The organism is Brevibacillus porteri (assembly GCF_003013475.1).
GTDB classification, from domain to species: Bacteria; Bacillota; Bacilli; order Brevibacillales; family Brevibacillaceae; genus Brevibacillus; species Brevibacillus porteri.
Map to the genome: position 1 here is coordinate 25,099 of NZ_PXZO01000016.1, position 23,957 is coordinate 49,055.

29 protein-coding genes are annotated in these 23,957 nt (G+C 43.4%); 21 read left to right on the forward strand and 8 right to left on the reverse strand.

What is annotated here, in order from left to right; all coding sequences use genetic code 11:
• The first annotated feature begins 12 nt into the window (after nucleotides 1-12).
• Entirely contained in the window at nucleotides 13-252 is a 240-nt protein-coding gene (gene hfq / locus C7R92_RS09355) for an RNA chaperone Hfq (RefSeq protein WP_007719110.1), read from the forward strand.
• 134 nt (nucleotides 253-386) lie between these two features.
• Here the strand turns inward: hfq and C7R92_RS09360 are convergent, their stop codons facing one another.
• The 3 genes from C7R92_RS09360 to C7R92_RS09370 form a co-directional block, all read right to left on the reverse strand.
• Nucleotides 387-818, reverse strand: a complete 432-nt coding sequence (locus C7R92_RS09360) for a VOC family protein (RefSeq protein WP_106834044.1) — start codon at nucleotides 816-818, stop codon at nucleotides 387-389.
• Between the two features lie 112 nt (nucleotides 819-930).
• A complete protein-coding gene (locus tag C7R92_RS09365; RefSeq protein ID WP_106834045.1) occupies nucleotides 931-2,163 on the reverse strand; it encodes a multidrug effflux MFS transporter in 1,233 nt (410 codons plus the stop codon).
• 47 nt (nucleotides 2,164-2,210) lie between these two features.
• Entirely contained in the window at nucleotides 2,211-2,678 is a 468-nt protein-coding gene (locus tag C7R92_RS09370) for a MarR family winged helix-turn-helix transcriptional regulator (protein ID WP_208636194.1), read from the reverse strand.
• A gap of 200 nt (nucleotides 2,679-2,878) precedes the next feature.
• On the opposite strand from C7R92_RS09370, the gene infC reads away from it, so the two are divergent.
• Nucleotides 2,879-3,364, forward strand: a complete 486-nt coding sequence (gene infC, locus C7R92_RS09375) for a translation initiation factor IF-3 (protein WP_106834047.1) — start codon at nucleotides 2,879-2,881, stop codon at nucleotides 3,362-3,364.
• A gap of 21 nt (nucleotides 3,365-3,385) precedes the next feature.
• Complete coding sequence (locus C7R92_RS09380) at nucleotides 3,386-4,138, forward strand: DUF4184 family protein (protein ID WP_106834048.1); 753 nt, start codon at nucleotides 3,386-3,388, stop codon at nucleotides 4,136-4,138.
• 30 nt (nucleotides 4,139-4,168) lie between these two features.
• Here C7R92_RS09380 and C7R92_RS09385 read toward each other — a convergent pair whose 3' ends face one another.
• Both C7R92_RS09385 and C7R92_RS09390 read right to left on the reverse strand, forming a co-directional pair.
• Entirely contained in the window at nucleotides 4,169-5,119 is a 951-nt protein-coding gene (locus C7R92_RS09385) for an AAA family ATPase (RefSeq protein WP_069844681.1), read from the reverse strand.
• Between the two features lie 105 nt (nucleotides 5,120-5,224).
• The gene (locus tag C7R92_RS09390; protein ID WP_106834049.1) at nucleotides 5,225-5,821 is read right to left on the reverse strand and encodes a hypothetical protein; all 597 of its coding nucleotides are present in this window, start codon (nucleotides 5,819-5,821) and stop codon (nucleotides 5,225-5,227) included.
• Between the two features lie 132 nt (nucleotides 5,822-5,953).
• Between C7R92_RS09390 and C7R92_RS09395 the strand changes: the two genes are divergently transcribed.
• From C7R92_RS09395 to glnA, 8 genes are all read left to right on the forward strand, one after another.
• Nucleotides 5,954-6,262 (forward strand): hypothetical protein, encoded by a 309-nt coding sequence (locus C7R92_RS09395; protein ID WP_106834050.1) that lies wholly within the window; start codon nucleotides 5,954-5,956, stop codon nucleotides 6,260-6,262.
• Nucleotides 6,263-6,771: 509 nt separating this feature from the next.
• Nucleotides 6,772-7,305: a hypothetical protein gene (locus C7R92_RS09400; RefSeq protein ID WP_106834051.1), complete on the forward strand. Its 534-nt coding sequence runs from the start codon at nucleotides 6,772-6,774 to the stop codon at nucleotides 7,303-7,305.
• Nucleotides 7,306-7,612: 307 nt separating this feature from the next.
• Nucleotides 7,613-8,074: a hypothetical protein gene (locus C7R92_RS09410; protein WP_146147610.1), complete on the forward strand. Its 462-nt coding sequence runs from the start codon at nucleotides 7,613-7,615 to the stop codon at nucleotides 8,072-8,074.
• A 384-nt stretch (nucleotides 8,075-8,458) separates the two neighbouring features.
• Nucleotides 8,459-9,376, forward strand: coding sequence for an RNA ligase family protein (locus tag C7R92_RS09415; protein WP_106834054.1), 918 nt, complete (start codon nucleotides 8,459-8,461; stop codon nucleotides 9,374-9,376).
• Nucleotides 9,377-9,460: 84 nt separating this feature from the next.
• On the forward strand, nucleotides 9,461-10,753 hold the full coding sequence (gene hflX / locus C7R92_RS09420; RefSeq protein WP_106834055.1) for a GTPase HflX: 1,293 nt from the start codon (nucleotides 9,461-9,463) through the stop codon (nucleotides 10,751-10,753).
• A gap of 7 nt (nucleotides 10,754-10,760) precedes the next feature.
• Nucleotides 10,761-12,038 (forward strand): methionine gamma-lyase family protein, encoded by a 1,278-nt coding sequence (locus C7R92_RS09425; protein ID WP_017249222.1) that lies wholly within the window; start codon nucleotides 10,761-10,763, stop codon nucleotides 12,036-12,038.
• Nucleotides 12,039-12,206: 168 nt separating this feature from the next.
• A complete protein-coding gene (locus tag C7R92_RS09430) occupies nucleotides 12,207-12,617 on the forward strand; it encodes a MerR family transcriptional regulator (RefSeq protein ID WP_015891641.1) in 411 nt (136 codons plus the stop codon).
• A gap of 35 nt (nucleotides 12,618-12,652) precedes the next feature.
• A complete protein-coding gene (gene glnA, locus C7R92_RS09435; protein WP_007719084.1) occupies nucleotides 12,653-13,987 on the forward strand; it encodes a type I glutamate--ammonia ligase in 1,335 nt (444 codons plus the stop codon).
• Between the two features lie 105 nt (nucleotides 13,988-14,092).
• On the opposite strand, the gene C7R92_RS09440 is transcribed toward glnA, so the two are convergent.
• The gene (locus tag C7R92_RS09440) at nucleotides 14,093-15,226 is read right to left on the reverse strand and encodes a site-specific integrase (protein WP_106834056.1); all 1,134 of its coding nucleotides are present in this window, start codon (nucleotides 15,224-15,226) and stop codon (nucleotides 14,093-14,095) included.
• 52 nt (nucleotides 15,227-15,278) lie between these two features.
• Complete coding sequence (locus C7R92_RS09445; protein ID WP_106834057.1) at nucleotides 15,279-15,482, reverse strand: helix-turn-helix domain-containing protein; 204 nt, start codon at nucleotides 15,480-15,482, stop codon at nucleotides 15,279-15,281.
• 325 nt (nucleotides 15,483-15,807) lie between these two features.
• Between C7R92_RS09445 and C7R92_RS09450 the strand changes: the two genes are divergently transcribed.
• The 3 genes from C7R92_RS09450 to C7R92_RS31990 all read left to right on the forward strand — a co-directional run bounded on the left by C7R92_RS09450 (nucleotide 15,808) and on the right by C7R92_RS31990 (nucleotide 18,201).
• Complete coding sequence (locus C7R92_RS09450) at nucleotides 15,808-16,461, forward strand: helix-turn-helix domain-containing protein (RefSeq protein ID WP_158265736.1); 654 nt, start codon at nucleotides 15,808-15,810, stop codon at nucleotides 16,459-16,461.
• Between the two features lie 314 nt (nucleotides 16,462-16,775).
• Nucleotides 16,776-18,008: a helix-turn-helix domain-containing protein gene (locus tag C7R92_RS09455; protein ID WP_106834059.1), complete on the forward strand. Its 1,233-nt coding sequence runs from the start codon at nucleotides 16,776-16,778 to the stop codon at nucleotides 18,006-18,008.
• 25 nt (nucleotides 18,009-18,033) lie between these two features.
• Nucleotides 18,034-18,201, forward strand: coding sequence for a hypothetical protein (locus tag C7R92_RS31990; RefSeq protein WP_158265737.1), 168 nt, complete (start codon nucleotides 18,034-18,036; stop codon nucleotides 18,199-18,201).
• Between the two features lie 385 nt (nucleotides 18,202-18,586).
• Here C7R92_RS31990 and C7R92_RS09460 read toward each other — a convergent pair whose 3' ends face one another.
• Complete coding sequence (locus tag C7R92_RS09460) at nucleotides 18,587-18,961, reverse strand: helix-turn-helix domain-containing protein (RefSeq protein WP_158265738.1); 375 nt, start codon at nucleotides 18,959-18,961, stop codon at nucleotides 18,587-18,589.
• Nucleotides 18,962-19,181: 220 nt separating this feature from the next.
• Here C7R92_RS09460 and C7R92_RS32820 point away from each other — a divergent pair, with 220 nt between their 5' ends.
• The 7 genes from C7R92_RS32820 (at nucleotide 19,182) to C7R92_RS09500 (ending at nucleotide 23,955) form a co-directional block, all read left to right on the forward strand.
• Nucleotides 19,182-19,685: a helix-turn-helix transcriptional regulator gene (locus tag C7R92_RS32820; protein ID WP_244195710.1), complete on the forward strand. Its 504-nt coding sequence runs from the start codon at nucleotides 19,182-19,184 to the stop codon at nucleotides 19,683-19,685.
• A 17-nt stretch (nucleotides 19,686-19,702) separates the two neighbouring features.
• The gene (locus C7R92_RS09475) at nucleotides 19,703-19,981 is read left to right on the forward strand and encodes a group-specific protein (RefSeq protein WP_106834061.1); all 279 of its coding nucleotides are present in this window, start codon (nucleotides 19,703-19,705) and stop codon (nucleotides 19,979-19,981) included.
• 35 nt (nucleotides 19,982-20,016) lie between these two features.
• Nucleotides 20,017-20,640 carry a BRO-N domain-containing protein gene (locus tag C7R92_RS09480; RefSeq protein WP_106834062.1) on the forward strand — a complete coding sequence of 208 codons (624 nt, stop codon included), beginning with the start codon at nucleotides 20,017-20,019 and terminating at the stop codon, nucleotides 20,638-20,640.
• A gap of 361 nt (nucleotides 20,641-21,001) precedes the next feature.
• Nucleotides 21,002-21,229 (forward strand): AbrB/MazE/SpoVT family DNA-binding domain-containing protein, encoded by a 228-nt coding sequence (locus C7R92_RS09485; RefSeq protein ID WP_106834063.1) that lies wholly within the window; start codon nucleotides 21,002-21,004, stop codon nucleotides 21,227-21,229.
• Nucleotides 21,230-21,401: 172 nt separating this feature from the next.
• Nucleotides 21,402-21,611 (forward strand): hypothetical protein, encoded by a 210-nt coding sequence (locus C7R92_RS09490; RefSeq protein ID WP_106834064.1) that lies wholly within the window; start codon nucleotides 21,402-21,404, stop codon nucleotides 21,609-21,611.
• A 65-nt stretch (nucleotides 21,612-21,676) separates the two neighbouring features.
• Nucleotides 21,677-23,356: a DEAD/DEAH box helicase gene (locus C7R92_RS09495; RefSeq protein ID WP_208636195.1), complete on the forward strand. Its 1,680-nt coding sequence runs from the start codon at nucleotides 21,677-21,679 to the stop codon at nucleotides 23,354-23,356.
• A gap of 221 nt (nucleotides 23,357-23,577) precedes the next feature.
• Nucleotides 23,578-23,955 (forward strand): replication terminator protein, encoded by a 378-nt coding sequence (locus C7R92_RS09500; protein ID WP_244195711.1) that lies wholly within the window; start codon nucleotides 23,578-23,580, stop codon nucleotides 23,953-23,955.
• Nucleotides 23,956-23,957: the final 2 nt, after the last annotated feature.

Genomic DNA, 23,957 nt, shown 5'->3' on the forward strand with positions numbered 1-23,957 from the left:
GGGGTAGTGTACATGAAACAGACGATCAACATTCAAGATACGTTCTTGAATCATTTGCGGAAAGAAAACATCGCGGTTACCATTTACCTTGTGAACGGATTTCAATTGCGCGGGTATATTAAAGCATTCGATAATTTCACGATTGTGATTGATAGCGAAGGCAAGCAACAATTAGTATACAAGCATGCGATCTCCACTTTCACTCCGCAACGCCCTGTATCGCTTATGTCTCAGGAGAACAACCAACAGTAAGCGATGCAACACCAACAGCCAGGATACATGTGATCCTGGTTTTTTTTATTATCTGGCGCGATTGATGGAAATACCTTAAGCGCAAAAAGCAATAAAGAAGCCCTGTCGCCATAGAAGCGAACAGGGCTTTCACATTACTCCATGCAATGATTATTCGTGTAAATTTGGAACGTGATGCCGAACTTGTCCTTCACATTGCCATATGCTGGGCTGAAGAACGTTTCTTGCAGTGGCATAATCACTTGTCCGCCTTCTTGCAGGGCATCAAAAATCTTATGAGATTGTTCTTTATTATCGGTCGAGATGCAGATGGTCACTTGATCACCAAGTTGATGAGGTTGTCCTGGAAAGGTATCGGAAAACATCAATTCTGTTTCGCCGACGCGAATAGTAGCATGTCCGATACGATTCTTGGCTTCTGCAGGTAATGGGAACTCCGGATTTTCCGGCATTTCACCGAAGGTTTGCTTGAACAGCACTTCAGCACCTAGCGCACCCTCATAAAAGCTAATCGCTTCACCCGCAGTACCATTCAAAACGATGTAAGGAATCAAACGCAATGCCATGTGTCAACATCTCCCTTGGTTTTCATATGACCAACTTGTCAAACCCACTTACTATTCTTGCCCATACTGTAATTGTAATGCACAGAACGTATGTTTGCAATAGGGGAATTGATCAGGAGGCTGATAAATTCCGATGAACCATGACTATGTAGCAGACAATGGCGCCGATCGTAGAAAGAGCAATGATGATCCCCATTGGTACTGCGGTATATTCGCCGCTGATTCCCACAAGTGGAGCGACAATTCCGCCGCTAATGAAGGAGAGTAGCCCCTGGAGAGCAGATGCGCTTCCTGCTGCCTTGCTTTGATTTTGCATGGCGAGAGAAAATCCAGTTGCGCCCACAATCCCTACACTGGATACGACAAAGAAAAGGGGAACGAGCACAGCAATAAGACCAGCTTGTAAAAGAATCATCGTCAGAAGGAGGATTCCGCCGACTCCCGCAATGATAATCCCAGCAATGAACAAGGAAGTTTCTTTCACTTTACCTGCAAGCTTACCTGTGATTTGACTCGCAATAATAATGCCTACACCATTAATCGCGAAAATGAGACTAAACGTTTGGGGAGACACTTCAAATATTTTTTGAAAAACAAAGGGCGAACCGGCGATGTACGCAAACATGGCAGCTGTCACCAGGCCCTGCGCGATGGCGTACCCCATGAAAACGCGATCCTTCAGCAAGGTACCAAAGGTTGTCAGTGTATTGCCGATTCCCGCCTTGGAGCGGCGCTCTTGTGGCAATGTTTCTGGAAGAGCAAGCAGCACGACGAGAAACATGATAGCACCAATCAGGCCCAGTACGACAAACACGCCGTGCCAGGTAGTAAATTGGAGGATTTGTCCCCCTACGATAGGTGCCGCGATCGGAGCGATTCCGTTAATGAGCATCAAGAGGGCGAAAAACTTCGTCAGCTCTGTCCCAGAGTACAAATCGCGAACCGTAGCACGAGCGATAACAATTCCAGCAGAACCAGCAAGACCTTGTACGAAGCGAAGCAAGACGAACGTATAAATAGAGGGAGCTACCGCACACAAAAAGGAAGAGACCGCATACAAAATGAGCCCGATAATTAAAGGGATTCTTCGACCACGTACGTCGCTGATCGGCCCCGCGAACAATTGACCAATGGACAGGCCGAGCATGCATGCTGTCAAACTGAGTTGGGTCATGGAGGTGCTCGTCTGCAAATCATCGGCTAGCATAGGAAGTGCAGGTAAATACATATCTAGGGACAGTGGACCAAAAGCAGAAAGCGATCCTAGAATCGCCGCCATCCACAGCCGGCGTGATTTATTGCCGGTTAGGGACGTGGAATCAAGTTCTTTTGCTAGATTATTCACGGCAAGTTGTCAAACCTTTCTCATTATTATTCCAGGAAAGAAGCTTTTTACAACTCAGAAGTCGGTTGCGTATTTTGCAAGTAAAAAGCTTGGAGATTGCTGTGCATACGATCGAGCAAGCCCCGCAAAACATCTTTTTCTTCCTCTGAGAATCCGATGAAGCAGCTTTCCTCAATGACGCGTAATACTTCTTTGACATGCTTGGTAGCCATCCGACCTTTGTCGGTAAGATAAACGCGGGAGATACGTTGGTCCCGTTCATCTGCTCTGCGCTCGACAAGTCCCGATTTGGCCATTCGATTAATCATGACGGTAAGCGTAGCGGGCTTTACTCCGATTTTTCGGGCCAATTCTCTTTGAATCATTCCATCTTTTTCAATCAAGCGCATCAACAGAATGGGTTGACCCGGATAGACGTCGTATTTTTGAATCAGAAATTCTACATTTTGCCGATGCATTTTCATTACATGCGATGCAGAATGGGTTAATGCGGTTGCATAACTGAACTCCACCAAAGTACCCCCAATTAATTAGTTTGCTAATGAATATTCTGTGAAAGACGTCCGTAAGTTCATGCCTTGTCCTATTATACAAAAACGAATGGTCTTCGTCATGAAAATGATTTGCATTTACGAGTTTTGGAAGGATACACTGCATTCTTTGGAGAAGTAATGATGTCCTTTAAAATCGAATGAACAGGTTAGGTGAGATTAAGATGATCCTGAATGAAAAAATAAAAGCGGCAGCCGTACAATTAACAGGGGTAAACGGGGAAGATCTCGGAATCATCTCCACAAAAGAAGCGCTTCAAATGGCAAAAGAACAAGGAGTGGACCTGGTATGTCTTTCGTTGGTTTCGAGTCCGCCGCCTTGTCAGTTACTGAATCGAACGAATTATAAGGAACAGGTCAGTAAGGAAAATGCTAAAAACCGGAAAGCTGAAAAAGGCGTAAAAGTAAAAGAAATTCGTTTACGTGCTTACATCGAAGACCATGATTACGATACGAAAAAAAGACAGGCAGAACGAATTCTTTCATCCGGGGATGCTGTGCAGTTGACTGTAAAATTGGAGAAAAAGGAAAGTCAGGAAGCCAAGCGATTAATTGAGCAGTTCATCAAAGATCTGGCTCATTGCGGAAAACAGGATAAAGGGATTCAAGTAAGCGGCAAGCAGGTAGTTGCCAATCTATTGCCACTCTAATGACGAAAAGGGAGTAAGCGCATGCCTTTTACTTTTGCTCATCCGGCTATTGTACTGCCGTTACGAAAATGCAAGTGGTTTTCGTCCTCTGCCCTCGTTTTTGGCAGTATGGCACCCGATTTTGAGTATTTCTTCCGGATGCAGCCATTCAGCGTATACAGTCACACCATGCTCGGATTGTGGCTGGTTGATTTGCCCATCGCGATCCTATTAGCGGTTTTGTACCAGTACGTGGTCAAAAAGCCATTGCTTGCACGTTTGCCAGAGTGGATTGAACGAGGACTAGGCTACACAGACATTGGTAGCAGAATGCCAGCGTGGCGAGCGGTAATTGTGTTTATATACTCAGCGTTACTCGGCAGTCTGAGCCATATTGCATGGGATGCCTTTACCCATGATGGTGGACGTATGGTAGACCACTTCTTGTTCTTGCAACAAACGATCTCGATCGCCCATTATAAGGTGCCTGTTTACAAGCTACTACAGCACGGCAGTACCCTTTTCGGCGGATTGGCCATTTTGTATGTCATTGCGCGAAGTGCGCGGAAAAACAGACAGATCGTCATGAGACAAGTACCTGTCTTGGAAAAATGGTTGTTTTGGTTCGGAGTGGGGTTGTTTGGTATCGTGACGGTCTTTTATCACGCATTCCTGGTAAAAGGAATTTCGCCCTTTGTCCATCCTTTGCAGCAAGTGGTTCCGTTTCTCTCGGGATCACTGCTTGGAATCGTAGTGCTCTGCTTCGCTTTGGACAGGCTCAGATTGAAAAAGTAAAATCCCTCAATATGAGGGATTTTATTGTTTCTAAATTGAAAAATCCTCGGACTTCAGATTCATTAAATCATCACGAGTTGGGTCAGGAATTTTGAGCAATCTAACAGCTTGCACACGTATTGCCTTTTCAATATTATTTCGCACATATCGTGCATTACTGAAATTTACATGAAACGGATCGCTCGTTACTGTGAGCAGTCTTCTTCTCAGTTTTTCACTTGCTTCAGCAGAGATTCTATACTCCTTGTTCTTTGCCATTACATTTGCAATATCCATCAACTCATCCACCTCATAATCAGCAAAGTTGATGTGGACGGGAAAGCGTGAAGGCAGTCCCGGATTTAAGTCAAGGAAAGTATCCATTTCATCATTGTACCCTGCAATTATACAGACGAAATCATTGCCAAAGTCCTCAAGGCATTTGGTAAGACAGTCTACAGCCTCTTTTCCAAAATCTTTTTCACCGCCACGAGCTAATGAGTAGGCCTCATCGATAAACAGTATTCCTCCCATGGCTTTCTTAACAAGATCACGGGTTTTTTGTGCCGTGTGCCCAATAAATTCACCAACGAGATCTGCACGTTCCACTTCGGTTAGGTGGCCCTTAGTTAAAACACCCATTTCCTTAAAGATCTTTCCGAAAAGGCGTGCAATTGTTGTTTTCCCAGTACCGGGATTTCCCTTAAAAACCATATGGAAAACTTGCTTCTCAATTTTAAGCCCGTGTCGTTCCCTTGCTTTATTCATTTTGATGAGCGCATAAATTTCATAAATCGTTTTCTTGGCTTCATGTAAACCAATCAGGCTTTCTAATTCTTCAAAAACAGTTGTTAAATTTGAACTCGACGTGGTACGAACTATTTCAGGTAAAGTATTTAGCTGCTTAACACTTACTGGTCGATTGAATACAACTTGAATTCGATTATTACTACTTGAAGATTCGAGCACCTCAGTTTGAGGAATGGCTCCTGCTTGCTTCACATGTTTCACCTGCCTTGACCATCATACAGAAAGTATACTCAGGAACATCGGAAAACCTGCCAATTTTTACGCGAAAGGCACCTGATAAACAAGTGCCTTGGAAAACTACTTGATTGCATCAAGAAGATCGTCTTCATTAATTGAAGGAAATGCTTCTGATTCAGCAATGCTTTCAAATTGACTATCAACAGATTTCTTAGAATTCAAACCTTTTGAGTTGTCGGATTTATAGAGTTGGTGAGGTAAATTTGGGATCAAGATGTGCTTCTTAAGATCTTCATCGTAACTACCATTTAAGAACAAGAGATATTCACCCTGCTCTAATTCTTGAAATTTAGGTGCTACTATGTCAGCCATTTCTTTACCTCCGCCAGTGTCGAAACCAATAACACGATAAACTTCGACAGTATCACCTTCTGAAATCTTTTGGTCAGTCTCGTTGTTATATACTTTATCTACTTTAACTTCATATACATAAAATACGATTTCAGAAACTTGTTCTTTTCTGTACTCATTAGGTAATTTTGCTTTGATAATCACGTTTGAGTTTTCAACCAACTCGTCAGTTGACTTATATACTTTAGCCAAAGCATTGCTATGAGAGTCTGCGTGTGCTGTTTCCTTGATTTCTTTAAAAGCTAGCGCTGACCATACTCCAACAACTAAAGCTGCCGTTGAAATCATTGTGATTAATTTTTTCATTCACTACACACCTTTTCATCAATGTGATGATACTCACAATATCTTAACTTAATCTGGAAGTAATGATGATGAAACAGGATATCAAATTATTGGAGTGGTTTGTCGGCGTGTGTTAGCAAGGAGGTAAATCCTATGAAGAAAATAATAGAATACTTGATGATATTCTTGCTCTCTGGGACTTTCTTGATTTTCGGAAAAGTATTTGTTTATATGCTAGGTGATGAACATGCATTTGGAGATTCTGCGCCTTTTAATTTTAGTTATTTTCTATATTACATTGTGGCGCTCTATATCATTTATCTGGGTGTCAAAAGGTTGGGGTTAAATAATCGAAGTAAGACAAATAAAGTACTCGATATCACAATATTTATTCTCTATGTTACTCTAGTATATTTGCTTGCAAGTACGTTTATCTCAAGATACGTTGTCTACTTTGTGTAGACAGAAAACGTCTCAGTGTTTTAATGATTTCTGCTAGTAAGGAAAACGAAAGGTTGAATCAAAACGAGAAAACATGTTCTTAGCATTAATATTCTGAAGTCTTTAAAGATCAGTTTGAAAAAGAAGCGTTCATTTCTGGAGGATGTATCTAAAATCTTTATCAGAGTGAGGGGGCCGGAGGTCTATGACTTTTTTGTTGATTAATTCAACTTCTATCACAACAATTTTTTATTTTAATAATGAGAAGAGTGATTCAATTAAATTTGATCTAACAATATGATCATGTTCCTGTTGAAACAGCACTGTTAAGAAGCACAGAAGAAGGGGAACAGCTAATTGTTGAAAAGGAAGCGGTAATTGGAGAAGGGTTATATGTTGAAACAAGAGTAGGGCGTTATCAAGATGGTGAGCAAATTGGAACTGCCCTCGCAATTCCCACAAAAGATACTTATTTTACTGCGATTCCGTTTAAGTTCTTATATGTAACAAAAGATGGTAAAGCATATCAAATGATCACAAAGAAGAATTCCGTAGAGATATTTGAACTCCCTTTTACTAATGAAAAAAAGACTAATATTGACAAGCAACTTCTTAAAAAAATCCAACCTGAAGATAAACAAAATATAGCATTCTTTGACGAAGAAAAGCTTGAGATTAGAAGTTCTAAAGCGAAAGCTCAAGCAAATGATTGGTATACTGCGTTACAACGAGCAGAAGAAATGACATATATCTCATGGGATTACAATCCTAAGAAAATGAAGACTTCTTCAACTAAAAACACTACACCGCCTGATCATTTGGCAAAAGTTTCGAAGACGGTTGAAGAACAGGGTATTCCATATAACTGGGGAGGATATGATGGTGTAGATACTTCAAACTCTTCAGGGAAAAATTTTAAGGATAGCATATCAAAAGGGGATACGGTAGGCAACGTAAATACGAACCTAGACTACCGTTCGTCTGGTACAGCAGGAATTGATTGCAGTGGTTTTATATCATCTGCATATGAATTAGGCGACAAATATTTGGAACCTCTAATTTGACGAAGAAATTTAAAAAGACTAGCTGGTATGACTTCCAAGCAGGTGACATCGGGCTTAGAAAAGGACATGTTTGGATGTTGGAATCAGTCAAAAAAGGATCAGACAATCCTAAAGGAGTTTATACCTATGAAGCAACAACTGACGGGACAGGAGACAAAGCAAAGTCGTACTATAGAAGTTGGGATGATGCTCAAAGTTACACACCTTATACGATAAAAGAATAAAGCGAATTTACATTTATGCTAAGATATTCATATTATTGGGTATCTTAGCTTTTATTCTAACGACAGTAGGGGGATGTGATATTTTGCATAGAAATCTAATGAAGGGTATGTGGATTTTGCTTTGTTATATTCTGACTACTCTATTAGCAGGATGTCTTCCAGCAGATGAAAAGGTGAAAGAAAACCATCAAGATACGGATGTAGTATTGAATCAATATTTTGATGCTTTGAGTAAACAAGACTATGACACAATGGTAAAATTGTATGGTGGTGATTATGAATCCTTGATTGGAAACAATCCGTCAGTTGCCAAAGATGATTATAAAAAGCTTTTTGAGAATTACTGTACAATCAATGGAGGAAACATAGTAAAAATCGATACGATAATTGAAAAAACCAAGATCAGTGATGAAGAGTATATTTACAAACTTTCTTTTAAATATTTGGATGATACATCGTTTGAGAACGGTAAGCAAATTGAATACACTGTGAAAAAAATAGACGACTCTTTTAAAGTAATGGGATTGCCACCATATATCCCATAGGAATGATTTTATGTTTGAATAATAAATCTAAAGTTGAATGAGGGAACACTAATCGGGGTTAAAGTGCTGATACAGTAGTTTATACTCATATCAGAAAAATAGAAGAACATGATGACGGAATCATTATGAAAAGTGCAAATGGACAGAAAGATCATTGGCAGATTAAAGCTACAGATTACGATAATGAAGTAGATATTATTCTGCAAATGAATGCACAAACGGGAGAAGTGAGTCATTTAACCAAAGAGGAAAGGTAAACGACCGTTACTCCGTGAGCGTAGAGTGATGGTCGTTCAGTTTTTTTCGATGTTTCCCATTCGAAATTCCATAATATGATATAATCTTCCAAAATAAAGGGCTTTACCAAACATGCGGAGGATTAAGATGGAGCAAAAGAAATATACGGACGTCATACGTCTCGGCCATCAAACGACAGAAGGTGTATTTAGCGAAGGGGATTTCATTATCATTCAAGAAAAGCTTGACGGAGCGAATGCAAGCTTTCGATACGATGAGGAAACGAACAGCATCCGAGCATTCTCTCGAAATATGGAATTGCATGAGGAAGAGAATCTGCACGGCTTTTTTCAATGGACACAACTGCTCCCGAAAGAGGAAATCGTGGCGGGCATGGTTTATTTCGGAGAGTGGTTGAATCCGCATAAAATCAAATATCCTCGGTATGAAAAACAATTCTATTTATTTGATATGTACGATACCGTTGCCTGCGAATATGTGGATTTCTCTATCGTGGAAAGGGAAGCGCAGCGACTTGGTTTGCATCTCGTACCGGTCTTTTATCAGGGGGATTACCAAGGGGAAGAGCATCTCAGATCGTTTGTCGGCAAAACAGCCCTAGGTGGCAAGCTCCGGGATGAAGAAATCGGTGAGGGCATCGTCGTGAAAAATGCCGATTACCGGGATCGTTTTGGACGACAGCTATTTGTCAAAATCGTCACGGACGTATTTAGTGAAGTCAAACGTCAAAAGCCCCCGAAAGATCCGAATCAACCGAAGTCGGAAGAAGTATTGTTTGTAGAGCAGTATGTGACGCTCGCACGTGTGGAGAAGTTTCTCTACAAACTGATTGATGAAGGTGTACTGGAAGAGACATTTGGCGTAAAAGACATGGGGATTATCCTGAAAAATCTGAATCTCCGCATTCATGAAGATCTCCTCAAGGAAGAGGCGGATGCCCTGCCTGATGGATATGATGAGAAAGAACTCCGCAAAGTGATTAGCAAAGTGATTCCGCTTTTCGTGAAGGAGATTTTCTCAGAGGAAGCGGCAGGTAACCCATGACACAAGGATTTCAGTTGGCGTGCCCTGCTGCCGTAACGTTTTGGGCAAAATGTGGTATGATAGTGCATGAAGGGGCGTGAATCGGTGAACGATCTGATCAAAACGAAAGAAACAGCCATACTGATTGGTTGCTATTTAGATAACCGGAATGAAGAAAGAACCCGTCTTTCCATGGAAGAATTGCATGAGCTGGCCGCTACTGCTGGTGTAGAAGTACTGGACGTCATCACGCAAAATCGGGACCGGGTTGATTCTGCCTGGTATTTGGGGACAGGAAAAATTGATGAAATCGCGCAGAGGGCTGAAGAGCTGGATGTGGACGTCATCATTTTCAACGATGAGTTGTCTCCGAGTCAGACTCGTAATTTGGATAAAGTTTTTGATTGCAAAGTGATTGACCGTACGCAGCTCATTTTGGATATTTTCGCAGGGCGTGCACAGTCACGTGAAGGGAAAATCCAGGTAGAGCTGGCGCAGTACAACTACTTGCTGCCTCGTCTTGCCGGGCAAGGAAAGCAGCTGTCTCGTCTCGGGGGCGGAATCGGTACGCGTGGTCCGGGTGAAACCAAGCTGGAAAGCGACCGTCGTCATATTCGCAAGCGGATTAGTGAACTCAAACAGCAATTAGAGGATACGGTTCGGACGAGACAATTGCATCGGGAGCGTCGGAAGAAAAACAATGTGTTCCAGATTGCGTTGGTCGGCTATACGAATGCTGGGAAGTCGACGATCCTCAACAAGCTTACGAATGCAAACACGTTGCAGGAAGACAAACTGTTTGCCACTTTGGACCCGACGACTAGGCAATTGGAGTTGCCGAGCGGACTGGATGTGCTATTGACGGATACGGTTGGTTTTATTCAAGACTTGCCTACGAGTCTGGTCGCTGCATTCCGTTCGACGCTAGAAGGTGTGAAGGAAGCGGACCTCATCCTGCATGTGGTGGATAGTCATCACCCTGATTTCCAAGTACACATGGAAGTCGTAGACAAGATTTTGCGCGAGCTAAAAGCAGAAGAGATTCCGCAGCTAGTCGTTTTCAACAAGGCAGATATGCTCACAGAGGGCTCTTACTTGCCGCGTGCAGACGAATCGATTCTGATTTCTGCCATGCGGGAAAATGACCTGAAGCAACTGCTCACCCGTATTGAGTCATTTGCCCTGCAATCTTTCAATGAAATGAAGCTGCGCGTTCCTGTTGAGCGCGGAGACATTCTCTCCTTATTGCATCGGGATGGGGTAGAGATGGAACAAGAATTTAATGAAGAGGAAGCGGCCTACTTGATCACCGTTCGTGTGAACAAGGATAATCCGATATACGGCAGGATTGTTCCTTTCCTCCTGGATAAACCAGAGACTGTTGAAGAGAGTTGGTAAGTAACAGATGTTTTCATATTTTTCCCATGGAGAAAAGCTTCGCCCCCTCGTAATGGAGGTGGAAGCGACAATCTCAGAGAGACATCGTCAAATTTCCGCTTTGGTGGATACGAATCAACTGAAAGTATTGCGTTCCTTCCAAAAGCATGAAGTCAATGAATTTCATTTTTCAACATCCACAGGCTATGGCTACGATGATTCTGGACGTGCAACGCTGGAATCGATTTACGCCGAAGTGTTTGGTGGCGAGGCGGCATTGGTGCGTAACCATATTATCTCGGGTACACATGCGATTGCGATTTCATTGTTTGGCATTCTTCGTCCAGGCGATGATCTTCTCTATATTACGGGCAAGCCATACGATACGCTTGAAGAAGTAGTAGGTGTGCGCGGCGAAGGGCAAGGCTCACTCAAGGATTACGGCATCGGTTATAGCTACGTGCCTTTGACGCCAGAAGGTGAAATTGATTTTGTGGCAGTCGCACAAGCGATTACACCACAGACGAAGGTCATTGGGATTCAGCGTTCGCGAGGCTATGCAGATCGACCTTCTTTTACCATTGTGAAAATCAAAGAAATGATACGGGTTGTAAAAGAAATCAAGCCTGATCTGATTGTATTTGTAGACAACTGCTACGGAGAGTTCACGGAGGAGCAAGAGCCATTGCACGTAGGTGCAGATATCATGGCAGGCTCTCTCATCAAAAACCCGGGTGGCGGCTTGGTCAAGACAGGCGGTTATATAGTAGGACGCGAGGATTTGGTTCAGCTCGCATCGTATCGGATGGCAGCACCGGGAATTGGCGCAGAGGGTGGTGCATCGCTCTACTCGCTACTGGAGATGTTCCAAGGCTTTTTCTTGGCCCCACACGTAGTGGGAGAAGCTTTAAAAGGAGCGGTATTCTCTTCGGCAATGCTGGAGCGTCTGGGCTTCAAAACAAATCCACTGTGGCATGAGCCGCGGACCGACCTGATTCAATCCGTGGAATTCGGCAGTGCAGAACGACTGATTACGTTTTGCCAAGGGATCCAAAAAGCAGCACCAGTCGATTCACACGTCACTCCGTATCCAAGTGAAATGCCTGGGTACGCTGATCCTGTGATTATGGCAGCAGGTACGTTTATTCAAGGGGCGAGCATCGAATTCTCGGCAGATGGCCCAATTCGTCCACCTTACTTGGGCTTCGTTCAAGGCGGGTTGACGTACTCGCACGTAAAAGTGGGGATTTTGACGGCGTTGAATGGGATGCTGGAAAAAGGCTTACTCGAAATTCCGGGAGAATAGGATAAAAGCGCATGGAACGGACGGCATTCTCTGGATGATGGAGGATGTCGTTTTTTATGTGAAAAAACTGTACATAACTTTCTGTGTAATATTATCTAACATCTATTGACAGGGATTTTGTTATAAAATAGAATAAGACTAAGAAATACGAAACAGGAGGGACAAGTCATGAGTGATGACCTTCGCCGGAATATGGCCCTCTTTCCCATTGGGATCGTCATGAAGCTGACGGATCTCACTGCGAGGCAAATCCGTTATTACGAACAAAACGACCTGATTCAGCCCGCCCGCACAGAAGGGAAGCAGAGGCTCTTTTCTTTCAACGACGTAGATCGCTTGTTGGAGATCAAGGCTCTGATTGAAAAAGGACTGAATATTGCAGGGATCAAGCAAGTCCTGCAAATGCAAGAGCCTGCTATGGAACAAACCGAGATTACCACGACGTCCGAAGAGAAACGCAAGGACATGTCCGACAAAGAGCTGCATCAGCTCCTAAGGCAACAGATTATGTATCGCGATGCCACTCGCCATGGCGAGGGTGCATTGATACGTGGAGAGCTTTCCCGCTTCTTCCACTAGATAGAAAGCCGATATAGAGACAGGAGGAGAGAAATGTGAGCAAGTTTACAAGAGAAGACATCATGCGCATGGCCCAAGAAGAGGACGTAAGGTACATCCGACTGCAGTTTACCGACCTGATGGGGATCATTAAAAACGTAGAAATCCCGCTGTCCCAATTGCCAAAAGCACTCGATGGCAAAATGATGTTTGATGGTTCTTCCATCGAAGGCTTCGTTCGTATCGAGGAATCCGACATGTACCTGGTACCTGATCTGGATACATGGGTTGTATTCCCGTGGGGCAATGAGTTTGGCAAAATTGCACGTCTGATCTGTGATATTCACATGCCAGATGGCTCTCCATTCGAAGGAGATCCGCGCTACATCCTGAAGCGTGCCCTGAAAGAAGCCGAAGAAATGGGCTTCACAGCATTCAACGTAGGTCCAGAGCCTGAGTTTTTCCTGTTCAAGCTGGACGCAAAAGGTGAGCCTACGCTGGATCTGAACGACCAAGGTGGATACTTCGACTTTGCTCCACTCGACTCCGGTGAAAACTGCCGTCGTGATATCGTATTGACGTTGGAAAAAATGGGCTTTGAAGTGGAAGCATCTCACCACGAGGTAGCTCCAGGTCAACACGAAATCGACTTCAAGTATGCAAATGCACTTCAAGCAGCTGACCAAATTTTGACGTTCAAACTGGTTGTTAAAACCATTGCGCAAAAACACGGTCTGCATGCGACCTTCATGCCAAAACCGCTGTACGGTGTAGCTGGTTCCGGTATGCACGCGAACCAATCGCTGTTCCGTGGTAAAGAAAATGCTTTTTATGACGAGTCCGATGTAATGGGACTGAGCCAAACAGCGAAGCATTACTTGGCAGGTATTTTGCAACATGCTCGTAGCTTTACTGCGATTACGAATCCGCTCGTAAACTCTTACAAGCGTTTGGTTCCTGGTTACGAGGCTCCTTGCTACGTAGCTTGGTCTGCGAAAAACCGTTCTCCATTGATTCGTATCCCTGCTTCCAGAGGCTTGAGCACGCGTATTGAAGTACGCAGCCCAGACCCTGCAACGAACCCATACTTGGCGTTGGCAGTTATGCTGAAAGCTGGTTTGGACGGAATCAAAAACAAGCTTACGCCACCACCTGCCATTGATCGCAATATCTACGTGATGACCGAGCAAGACCGCGAAGCAAACGGAATCGAGAACTTGCCTGCTACTTTGAAGGAAGCAATCGAGTGCCTGAAAGCAGATCCGGTGATTTGCGAAGCATTGGGCGAGCATGCATTGGTACACTTTATTGAAGCGAAAGAAATTGAGTGGGATATGTTCCGCACACGCGTTCACGATTGGGAGCGCGAGCAATACATGACTGCTTACTAATAAGCGAAACCCCTTGTGCCTGTAGGTGCGAGGGGTTTTTTTATTTGGTGGGTGCGGCTGTAATAATCGTTTCACCCACAAACGCACCCACAAATCACCCGCAAATTACTCATAAATCTTCTGCATATGGTCTTCGAATTTCTTCATGTTGTCGCTTTCAATTTTCTTCGAAACGTGAGCATACACATCTGCTGTAATTTGCATACTGCCATGGCCTAGTCGCTCTTGGATATATTTCATATCCGCACCAGTTTCCATGAGCAAGACTGCGTGAGTATGTCGCAATGAGTGGATAGGCATGGAGGGGATGTTTACTTTCTTTAACGTTCGTGAAAAGGCGTTAAACAAAGAAGACTTTGGTATGAAGTTACCATCTTTTCTACACAAAACGAGATTAATATCATGATGGTAGAGTTCCCCGAATCCTAATTTGTTTTTGTTTTGGTAGGATAAGTGGTGTTTGAGATCATTGATCAGTGATTGGCTAATTTTAACTGTTCTATTTGAGTTAAATGTTTTAGTATCACCAAAAAACTCGTCTTTACTTTTTGCTTGGAAATCGAGAGTCTTATTAATGCTAATCGTAAATTGCTTAAAGTCTATGTCTGTCCATTGTAAAGCAGCTGCCTCTCCTTTCCGCATACCGGTTTCAATTAGCACTTTGAAGAACATCCAGTAAATATAATCGTACTGGAGGGTTGCCTGTAAAAAACGAGGAATATCACTTGATTCCATGAATTTAATTCCCTCTTGTTTTGACTGGCCCTTGATTGTAACCCCTATGCACGGATTTTTTTCGATTTTACCTAATGTGACTGCTTTCTCCATCGCGTTGAACATTGTAGTATGGACGATCTCGATTGATCGTTTACTGTAGTCTTTTTCAGTAAGGTGATTTAAAAATTTTTGATACATTATTGGCTTCACGTCTTGAAGCATAATGTTATCAAAGTAGGGGAGAATGTGGTTCTGAATATTTCTTTGGTGCAGTAGATAGGTGTTTTTACGGATAGTGTCTTTTTTGTACTCATCCAACCAAATTTGTAGAAAGCTCTTTAGTGGTATCTCACTCTGTTCATGAAACTCTAGTAGTTTATTTTCATCTTCCGCGGCCGCGAGTTGTGCTTCCTTTTTTGTTGCAAATCCACGTTTGGACTTCTCTTTATGCTTTTGAGTAAAAGGATCTTTAAACCGGATTCTGTATTCCCATTTTCCCCCGATCTTTCTGAAGCTTGCCATGTAATCAACTCCTTTAATCGAATTCAAAAAAGCGCATCCAGCTGGGTGCGTTTTATTTGTTGTCAGGAATGTGCTCGATGATGTCTTCGATGCGGCAATTTAAGTGAGTGCAGATTTTGTCCAAAACATCCATAGCTACAAACTCGTCTTTTCCCATTTTTGCTACTGTTGCCCCTGATAGAAACTCCCGTAACTCCCCTTTTTTTATTTCTCTCTCGATCATGAGTTTCCACAGAGGCTTGTAACTAAAAGCCATATAAATGCACCTCCTCATTAGATGTATTATAAAACAAAAGTTTTACTAAGTAAATTTATGTTCGTGTTCACAAATAAAATTATTGACGGCGAGCAAGTTATGACTAATAATATGTTTAATAACACAAACAAAAGTGTGATAATGCAAACATTACAAGGTGGTGGCTATTATGTTGAGCACTGAGAACATTAGTAAGATGCAAAAATACAGTAAATTTAGTAGTAAGGAGCAACTAAGACATACTATAAATACACACATAAAGAGCCTTAAAGGAAAGTTGTCTACATCAGTCATCAGTGTACTTGATGTAATCAGGAAAAGAGCCATGAATGAATCACAAAAAACATTAGGTGCGGCATATCTACTTATCGAGACGATATGTAAGATGACTAAGTTAAGTCGCTCCACTGTAGAAAGAGCAATCAGGAAACTCGAGCAGTTCGATATTCTAAAACGAACCTCTACTTCCAGAAAAACGGGACTCCAAGGGGCGAACATTTACTATTTTTTGCCCTCGAATGACGGGGTTGAGATGATGGGGTTGGACAAGCCTGAAACGCTTGATACAACAAAGGTTGAGGCGCCCAAGCAGGAAGCTAATACGGGGGTTTTTAATACTCCAAAAAGACCAAAAGAAACTAAGAAAGATAACGTAAACGGAACGCGCCTCGTGAAAGACATCTCTGTAATTCCTTCTTACATCCCGAAAGAATTCGCCATTTTAATTCAGCAGGGATTTTCATGTGGACGAGTGATCAAACAGTTCTGGAGCAAGGTGGTGATGTTTAAAAACGTTACAGGGTGGACTCGTAACGAGAACGTGTTGCCGATTGCTGCAGATGCATGGGAATACGCCAAGAACGAATACAAGAGGGATAAAAAAGAGTGGGAGCTTGATCGATTCTTGAAGTGTTTCTACGGGACGATGAAGCGGATCGAAGAGAAAAGAGTCGAAGAATTTGCTGCTTTGTGGACGTAATTTTAAAAAAAGTTTGTCGATACTATAAATTTATATTAAGGAAAATGCTATAATATTTGGGTGAAATTTACTTTCGTTAACATGTAATCAAAAAACTGGTAAAAGCAAAAAGCCAACGGGGTTTATACAGGTGCGAACTGTACAAACTCTTTACCACCAAGCATACCCTTGGTGGCGGGCCGAAGCCACTTTCCGTTGACATAAACAATATTTTACAGCTTTGATCTGGATACAACAAGTGGCACAAAAAACTAAATCCTGCCATCTATATAATTGGTGTAAGGCTTTTGCTTCTCAAAGGAGAGAAGTTATAAATGCCAAATCTTAAACGTAAGCTGTTCGGATTGTTATTGAAGAATCTAAGAAATGACCGAGGATGGAATCAGGACAAACTCGCCGAAGAATTGGACGTCTCAAGACAAACAATTGCAAACACTGAACGAGGTCAAAATGTACCCAAAGCAAAATTTGTAGAACACGCTTTTCAATTGTTTGGTTCGGCAGAGCTGATCGAGCGTTACGTCAGTATCCAAGAGGATAGGAAAGAACTAATAGCATTGGCCACTGCTGTTGTAACAGACCAATACCATCCTGTTGCTAATTCAGTCATGAAACAGGTAATCAGGGAATCTTTAAAGACTAACGACCTTCATTCCATTTTCTCAACGTTATTCCAGATGATCATGTGGGAACTGAAATTCAAAGGGAAAGTGAATCGACGCAAAAACGATTGGTTGATTAAGGTGACACAATATCTTGATCCAGACCCGGATGCTTTCTTTGAAATGATCGAAAAGCTTTACCATCATTCGAGAGAATCCAGTAACTTCTCTGCTTTTATAACAATTACCGAGGGCATAAAATGCAAGGTATCACTTGGGAATAGTCGCCTTTCACAGATTCTTTGTTATCAAGCCAATGCGTATTTTTACTCTGGCAATATACGAAAGGCCTACAAAGTGTCTTCTAGAGCACTGGACACCATGAATGGTGAAGTATATAAGCATACAGCCTTTGCTTACCATCGGCACGCTCTGATTTGCATGCAACAAATTGAGTTTGAAGAAGCTCTCGAAGCTGAATTGGTCAGCCTTAGTCTCATAAATCCCTCTGAATATCATTATTCAATTGTTAAAGCCGGGCTTGCTCGTTTGTACTACATGAACGAGGATTATGGCAAAGCGAACGAGTATTGGGAGGATGCATTCACAAAGTATGACTTACACGATCCTGCAAGGACACATTCGTTAAATGACATGATAATGATGGAGATCAAGCTGGGGAACCTGGAACAAGCACACGCAAAGATAATTGAATGCGGCAAACTCTTGGACCGCGCAAAGGAAAACAAATGGCCACACTACAATGTAGAAAGTATGCTTTTGAGAAGAAACAAGGTAATGATTGAAGCAGTCGAGAGCGGAAACTTTCTTTCACCAGCAGTGGGTAATATTCTTCAAGAGCTCAACAATAGCTATTTGAGAGATGAAAGAGAACTAACTAAAAATTTTGTCCTAGAGAGAATGTTTTTATCTAGTAGAATATAAGTATCTCGGAAAAGGAGGAATTATTATGAAAAAAATACTTGTTGTACCTGTTATGGCTTTGATGTTGGCTCTCGGGGTGTTTAGTGGATCAGCTCTAGCTGGACCACCTGAATGGGCTCCGGTACAAGGTGACCCGGTGCCACCTAGCGATGGTGGGGGTATTGTAGCTTTTAGCGGCCCGCCAGAGTGGTAAGGATTTCGGTGAATCTCATAAATGTAAAGTGATTTACAAATTTTGGTGAAAATAAGTAGTTGCACTTTACAGAAAAAAAATTTGATTGGTATAAAATAACGGTAGGCATATAAGCCTGTCGTTATTTTTTTTGTTGCAGGACTGGAAACAGTTGAAAAATGTACAAGATACTCATACAATAAATGAGAACGCACGTTCGAATTAAGGGGGAGAAGTGCTTGAACACAGTTAAGTCAACAAAATGGACTCCAGAACTCGTAGAGATGTTACATAATCTTTTGAAAGAGGACCATAGTGAAGCTCTCCAAAATATCGAAGACACCGTTTCGCAAGAAAATCCAGATAAAAGAAAGAACGACCGATCTCCCCATTGAGATTGGTCGTTTTATTTCAAGGCGTTTAAAATTCCGATTACACGATCCAGGCTTTCGTCGTTGTCGTCCATTGCCATCAGGATACGAACAGCCTCTTTCTTCTTTTCGCTTACATCTGGGTCATTGAGAATTTTTTCGAAAGCATTAGCGACTTCTACCTGCCCAGCCAACTTCAACAAGTCTTCCAGCGGGTGGTCGTATGCGGAAGCTAACTTTCGAAGAGTTTCTGATGTTGGATTGACAGGCTGCTTAGTGCTTCGATTCATATTTAGTTCTAAATCACGGATGTATGTGAAGTTTAGTCCAGTTATTTCAGCGACTTCTCTCAGAGAGAGTTTTTTCTGTTTTCTCAAGGCTTCAAGCGTCTTGCCAAGTTCGTTTTGCATTGGATATTTACACCTCGTTTTTGTAGTGTAGACACTACAAATTGTAGTATATATACGACGAAATAGGAAGAGATCATTTGTTCTTTTGTGCAGTTTTTTAGAAAAACCTATTGACGTATTGTGTTGTACAACATACAATCTGACGTATGAACAACACAACATGTCATAATCAATTTACATATTGTTGCATCTTAGCAACAGCCAGGGGGTGAATGTCTAAATGAAAAATACCATTAAGTCTCTACGTTGTCTTCCAGAATATAATCTTTCCCAAGCGAAACTGGCAGAGGAGCTTGGCACATCAAGAGATCGGATCAGTGCTATAGAGAATGGCGCGGTTCCCAGCGGAAAACTGATGTTAAGAATTTGCACCTACTTCAATCGGGATATACGAGAAATTTTTTTTGATGATGGTGTTGTATGCACAATACAAAGTTCTAAAAAAAACAGCAAAAGCAGCGAGTTAAGTAAGCAAAATGAGGTGATGTACGACGAGCAAGGCCGTATGTTGTACCATCCAGATTTTCACCATAATCAGGGGAAACGCTTTACAGATGAAGAGACGGCCTATCTTTGTAAATTCTACGCGACCGATACTCTCAAATCTCTTTCACTTGCTCTTGGTCGCTTAGAAAAGTCATTGGCGTACAGGATTGCCTATCTCAAAAAGACTGGGCTTATAGATTACTACCGCTCTAAATGGGATCGCCAAATGAATGCTTGAAGAAGGGAGAGAATCTTATGAAAAAACTAGTAGCTATCGACCTAAATGAACAAGAAATAAGAAATATGTGCCATGAACGTATCAGCGAATTGGTAAAAGAAGTTGATGCAGAAAAAGTATTTTGGGATACGACAGAGCTTAAAAAGCGTACGTGCATGTGCTGGAACACCATACAGGACAAAGTATTCTTTGATCCAAGATTCCCCAAATTCAAGGTGGGTGGGAAGTGGTATTTCCCCGCAAGAGAAACAAGAGAATTTTTAATTAAGTGGCTGTATGAACAGCCAAAGCATTGATCAATTGTTGATAAGCATGGGAGGAGGAGAAGATCATGAACATTCGAGTTGAAAACTGGAGGGGTCATTCGATTCGTTTTGTAGAAGCTGCCCCTGGTGATTGGCATGGAGTAATTCAGGATGTCTGCACAGCGCTGGACATAAAGAACGCTTCACAAGCAGCCAAGAGGCTGAAACCAAAACATAAGGGTATATGCAAAATATACACCCTTGGTGGTGAGCAAGAAGTTCTTTGCGCGAATGAATTTGGGATATACAAGTTGATTTTTCGAAGCAACAAGCCCGAAGCGGAGCAGTTTGAGGACTGGGTTTTTGAAACTATTAGTGTGTTACGTAAATCATCTGGTCTCGAAGGATTCCAAATTTTCCGCATGCTCGACAAAGACCATCAGAAAGAAGCTATGGAACGTTTGAAAACCAGCCTGATTGAACCTGTACGGGTGGATTTTATCAAGGCGAACACGATAGCCAACAAAGCTGTGTCGTCGGTTTTTGGACACCCCAAGATGATTAAGAAAGACCAAATGACGCCAGATATGCTCATTCAAAGGCAACAAATCTTAGAGGATACTGTGAACTTGATGGGAGTCAAAGAAAAGTTTGCGTTGGATATGTCAGTTGCAAACGCGATTTACGGGAAGTATCGGCCAGCACAATAATCAGACAAGCCAGAAAGGGGGAAGTGACAGGCTATGAGGTATGACTTTGATTCTGCGATTACCCGAATAGCAGAACTTTGGTGAATCTACCGTTCCCTGCGACATCAGCCTGCTGACGGCACATGGGACTGGTGGATCGTGAAGGAAGTCAACGAGTTGGAAAAGGAAATGGCGGCAGCCAGAGAAAACGAAAAGGCCACTGCTCGCAACAGTGACCAACTCAACACAAAAACAAATTTGAATAGTCCTATCCTACCACAGTTTCTTGAGAGTGGACAAGCATTATGACAACCGTTGCTGCGGTCGTTATCGAAGACCGTATGATCTTGAATCTAACTGAAAATACAGGAGGAGTAAGAATTTGAAATCAGCGGGCATTGTAAGAAAAATTGATACTTTGGGACGAGTTGTTTTGCCAATGGAGTTGCGCAACACCCTTTGTCTTCCAGAAGGGACTCCAATGGAGTTCTTCGTGAATAATGACCAAATCATTATCAAGAAGTATGAACCAGGTTGTGTTTTATGTGGGAGTGTTGAGGACGTTCAACCTCATAAGAGCGGAAAGTTGGTTTGCAAGGCTTGCCTGTAAGACGTGGGCTTCGGCCCTGCGTGCAGCTGATTGAAAATTGTCAGTTGCACGGAGGTTCGAACCTCCAATTACATAACGAGGTCATCGGGATCAGTCATCGGAGCTGTACGGCTGCCGTAGAGGTTGGGACGGCGGCGGCCTCGTGAATAACGAGGGGAAGGAGGGGAGCGAATTGAACGAAGAATTGACGGCGTTACTTGATGAACATCACAAGATCAAGACACGATTGGACTTTGTGAACGAACACAAAGAGATGGCAGAGAAAGAAGTCCTCCGTCACCGCAGCGAGGCAGCCCGTCTGGAGCGGCAAGCAGAAGAAGTCGCCAAAGAGATCGTAGCTGTAATGAAAGAAAAAAGCCCCGTGCTGGAACACGGAGCCTAAGACAAAAACGATTAGTTCTATCCTATCCTGTCAGACGAATTGACGCAAGGAGGTGAGGGGACGCCTTGAACCTTGCTTACCAATATCCCAAAGCGATCCTCCACGATAACAGCATTATTCTGGTAGATGTCCCGTTTCAAGACAAAGAGTTGGCGAAGGCGATCGCGGGATACCAGGGATGGAGCAAAGCCCCAAAAGGGTGGAAGTATGCAGCCCAGCCAGAAGTGGTAAAAGACATCAAGCGGATCATGCCGAACGCGATCATTGATCCAACAGTCTTGGAGAAGATTGGACAAGTTGTTGCAACTAGCGATACCGTCCATCAATTGAAGTCGGCTGAAGGACTAGCTGTACAGATGCCAGTCAAAATAAAGCCGTTTGAGCATCAAAAGAAGGCATTCGCCATCGGCACGATGATTCCATATGCAGGGCTCCTCATGGAGCAAGGCTGCGGAAAGTCGATGACGAGTGTGGCAATTGCAGGCCATCGATTCTTACATGACGGATTGAAACGGGTTCTAGTAATCGCGCCCACCTCAGTCGTTCCAGTATGGCCACGAGAGTTCAACGACTATGCAGATTTCTCGTTTGATGTGCGGGCGTTGACTGGAACCAGCAAAGACAAGTCGAAGCAGCTGGATACCTGGAAGTCGGATCCGAGCGTTCTACAAGTGGCGGTGGTTAACTATGAAGCTACCTGGCGTATGGAGGAAGCACTTGCGAAGTGGGTCAAAGACGGCATGATCATCTGCGACGAGTCGCAACGCATCAAGACACCAAACGCCACGCAGTCCAAGTGCATCCATAAGCTCGGCAAGTTGGCGCGATTCCGGTTGATTCTTACAGGCACGCCCGTTTCTAACTCGCCTCTGGATTTCTTTAGTCAGTACAAGTTTCTGGATGAATCGGTGTTTGGCGGCTCATACATGGCGTTCAAGAATCGCTACGCGCTCATGGGCGGGTTTGAAAACAAGCAGGTGATCGCCTTCCGCAACATGGACGAGTTGGTTCGCAAGGCACACTCTATCGCTTTCCGGGTATCAAAAGCGGAAGCGCTGGACTTGCCAGCTGAGACCACGCAGCCGTTGTTTGTGGAACTGGATAAGAAGACCCGAGCCACATACAACGAGCTCAAGAAGGAAGCCATCACGGAACTAGACAATGGCGAGAAGATCACCGCACAGGTGGTGCTTACCAAGCTGCTACGCCTGGCGCAAATCTCTGGTGGCTTTGTAACAGACGAGAACAAGCGCGTTCACCAAGTAGGGCGAGAGAAGCTGCAGGCGTTCGAGGAAACGCTCGACGATCTGATGGCAGCCGGCAAAAAGGTCGTCGTGTTCGCCCGATTCATTGCTGAGATCGAAGCCATCAACAAGATTCTGGATCAGAAAGGCATCGACTATGGATTCATCACTGGTGCTGTCAGTCAGACTGAGCGCGGCGAGGTCGTGAAAAAGTTCCAAGAGGATCCGAATTGTCGGGTGTTCGTCGCCCAGATACAAACTGCTGGGTTGGGCATCACGCTGACAGCTGGTGACACGGCAATCTTTTTCTCCATGGACTTCAGCCTGGCGAACCATGAGCAGGCAAAAGCGAGAATCCATCGGATCGGACAGAAAAACAACGTGACATACATCTATCTGCTCGGCAGAGACACGGTGGACGAGAAAGTGTTCGATGCTCTGAAATCCAAAAAGAACGTTGCAGATAGTGTTGTGGACAACTGGAGAGACTTTCTCCAATGAGTAGGGACGTGAATTGAATTGAACATGGTTTGCGTGGGAACATTCAATCCCCTTGGAATCAAGTTCTTAAACCGTCCTGGTTGCGGGGAAAAGTGGAAAAACGATACGCGGGACGGGCTATGCCCGATATGTAGAGGACGATTGATCCCTGAATCTAACGTTACAGATAAGCACAGAGCAAACATGCTTTCAGTCAGGACCAAATAAAGGAGGGGCATACCATGCCAAACATGATCGATCTCACTGACTTTGCTGGTGGAGCTGTAACTGAGCGGTTCAACCAGGAGTTGCAAAAAGCTCTGGAGAACATCGCGGATCCAAACACAGACCCGAAGAAATCCCGCACCGTGACCGTCAAGGTGACACTCAAAGCTGATGAGAACCGCGACATTGCAGACGTGGACATCACGACAAGCAGCTCACTGGTAGCAGCCAAACCTGTTCTTACGAAAATCCTCATGGATCGCGACGGCAAAGGGAACGTGGTCGGTGCCGAGCTGAAATCTGGCAACAAAGGTCAGACGTACATCAATGAAAAAGATCAGGTCGCTGACGACACGGGCAAAGTTATTGATTTGCGAGCAAGCGCAACCAAGTAATT

What these genes read in the sequence shown, in the direction of transcription:
- C7R92_RS09450 (WP_158265736.1), top strand. Translation starts at nt 15,808, where the DNA reads ATGAATGAATCACAAAAAACATTAGGTGCGGCATATCTACTTATCGAG.
- C7R92_RS09460 (WP_158265738.1), bottom strand. Translation starts at nt 18,961, where the DNA reads ATGCAAAACGAACTTGGCAAGACGCTTGAAGCCTTGAGAAAACAGAAA.
- C7R92_RS09445 (WP_106834057.1), bottom strand. Translation starts at nt 15,482, where the DNA reads ATGGCTTTTAGTTACAAGCCTCTGTGGAAACTCATGATCGAGAGAGAA.
- C7R92_RS09415 (WP_106834054.1), top strand. Translation starts at nt 8,459, where the DNA reads ATGGAGCAAAAGAAATATACGGACGTCATACGTCTCGGCCATCAAACG.
- C7R92_RS09360 (WP_106834044.1), bottom strand. Translation starts at nt 818, where the DNA reads ATGGCATTGCGTTTGATTCCTTACATCGTTTTGAATGGTACTGCGGGT.
- C7R92_RS09390 (WP_106834049.1), bottom strand. Translation starts at nt 5,821, where the DNA reads ATGAAAAAATTAATCACAATGATTTCAACGGCAGCTTTAGTTGTTGGA.
- C7R92_RS31990 (WP_158265737.1), top strand. Translation starts at nt 18,034, where the DNA reads ATGAAAAAAATACTTGTTGTACCTGTTATGGCTTTGATGTTGGCTCTC.
- C7R92_RS32820 (WP_244195710.1), top strand. Translation starts at nt 19,182, where the DNA reads ATGAAAAATACCATTAAGTCTCTACGTTGTCTTCCAGAATATAATCTT.
- infC (WP_106834047.1), top strand. Translation starts at nt 2,879, where the DNA reads ATGATCCTGAATGAAAAAATAAAAGCGGCAGCCGTACAATTAACAGGG.
- C7R92_RS09475 (WP_106834061.1), top strand. Translation starts at nt 19,703, where the DNA reads ATGAAAAAACTAGTAGCTATCGACCTAAATGAACAAGAAATAAGAAAT.
- C7R92_RS09425 (WP_017249222.1), top strand. Translation starts at nt 10,761, where the DNA reads ATGTTTTCATATTTTTCCCATGGAGAAAAGCTTCGCCCCCTCGTAATG.
- C7R92_RS09455 (WP_106834059.1), top strand. Translation starts at nt 16,776, where the DNA reads ATGCCAAATCTTAAACGTAAGCTGTTCGGATTGTTATTGAAGAATCTA.
- hfq (WP_007719110.1), top strand. Translation starts at nt 13, where the DNA reads ATGAAACAGACGATCAACATTCAAGATACGTTCTTGAATCATTTGCGG.
- C7R92_RS09440 (WP_106834056.1), bottom strand. Translation starts at nt 15,226, where the DNA reads ATGGCAAGCTTCAGAAAGATCGGGGGAAAATGGGAATACAGAATCCGG.
- C7R92_RS09500 (WP_244195711.1), top strand. Translation starts at nt 23,578, where the DNA reads ATGCCAAACATGATCGATCTCACTGACTTTGCTGGTGGAGCTGTAACT.
- C7R92_RS09380 (WP_106834048.1), top strand. Translation starts at nt 3,386, where the DNA reads ATGCCTTTTACTTTTGCTCATCCGGCTATTGTACTGCCGTTACGAAAA.
- C7R92_RS09430 (WP_015891641.1), top strand. Translation starts at nt 12,207, where the DNA reads ATGAGTGATGACCTTCGCCGGAATATGGCCCTCTTTCCCATTGGGATC.
- C7R92_RS09395 (WP_106834050.1), top strand. Translation starts at nt 5,954, where the DNA reads ATGAAGAAAATAATAGAATACTTGATGATATTCTTGCTCTCTGGGACT.
- C7R92_RS09400 (WP_106834051.1), top strand. Translation starts at nt 6,772, where the DNA reads ATGATCACAAAGAAGAATTCCGTAGAGATATTTGAACTCCCTTTTACT.
- C7R92_RS09480 (WP_106834062.1), top strand. Translation starts at nt 20,017, where the DNA reads ATGAACATTCGAGTTGAAAACTGGAGGGGTCATTCGATTCGTTTTGTA.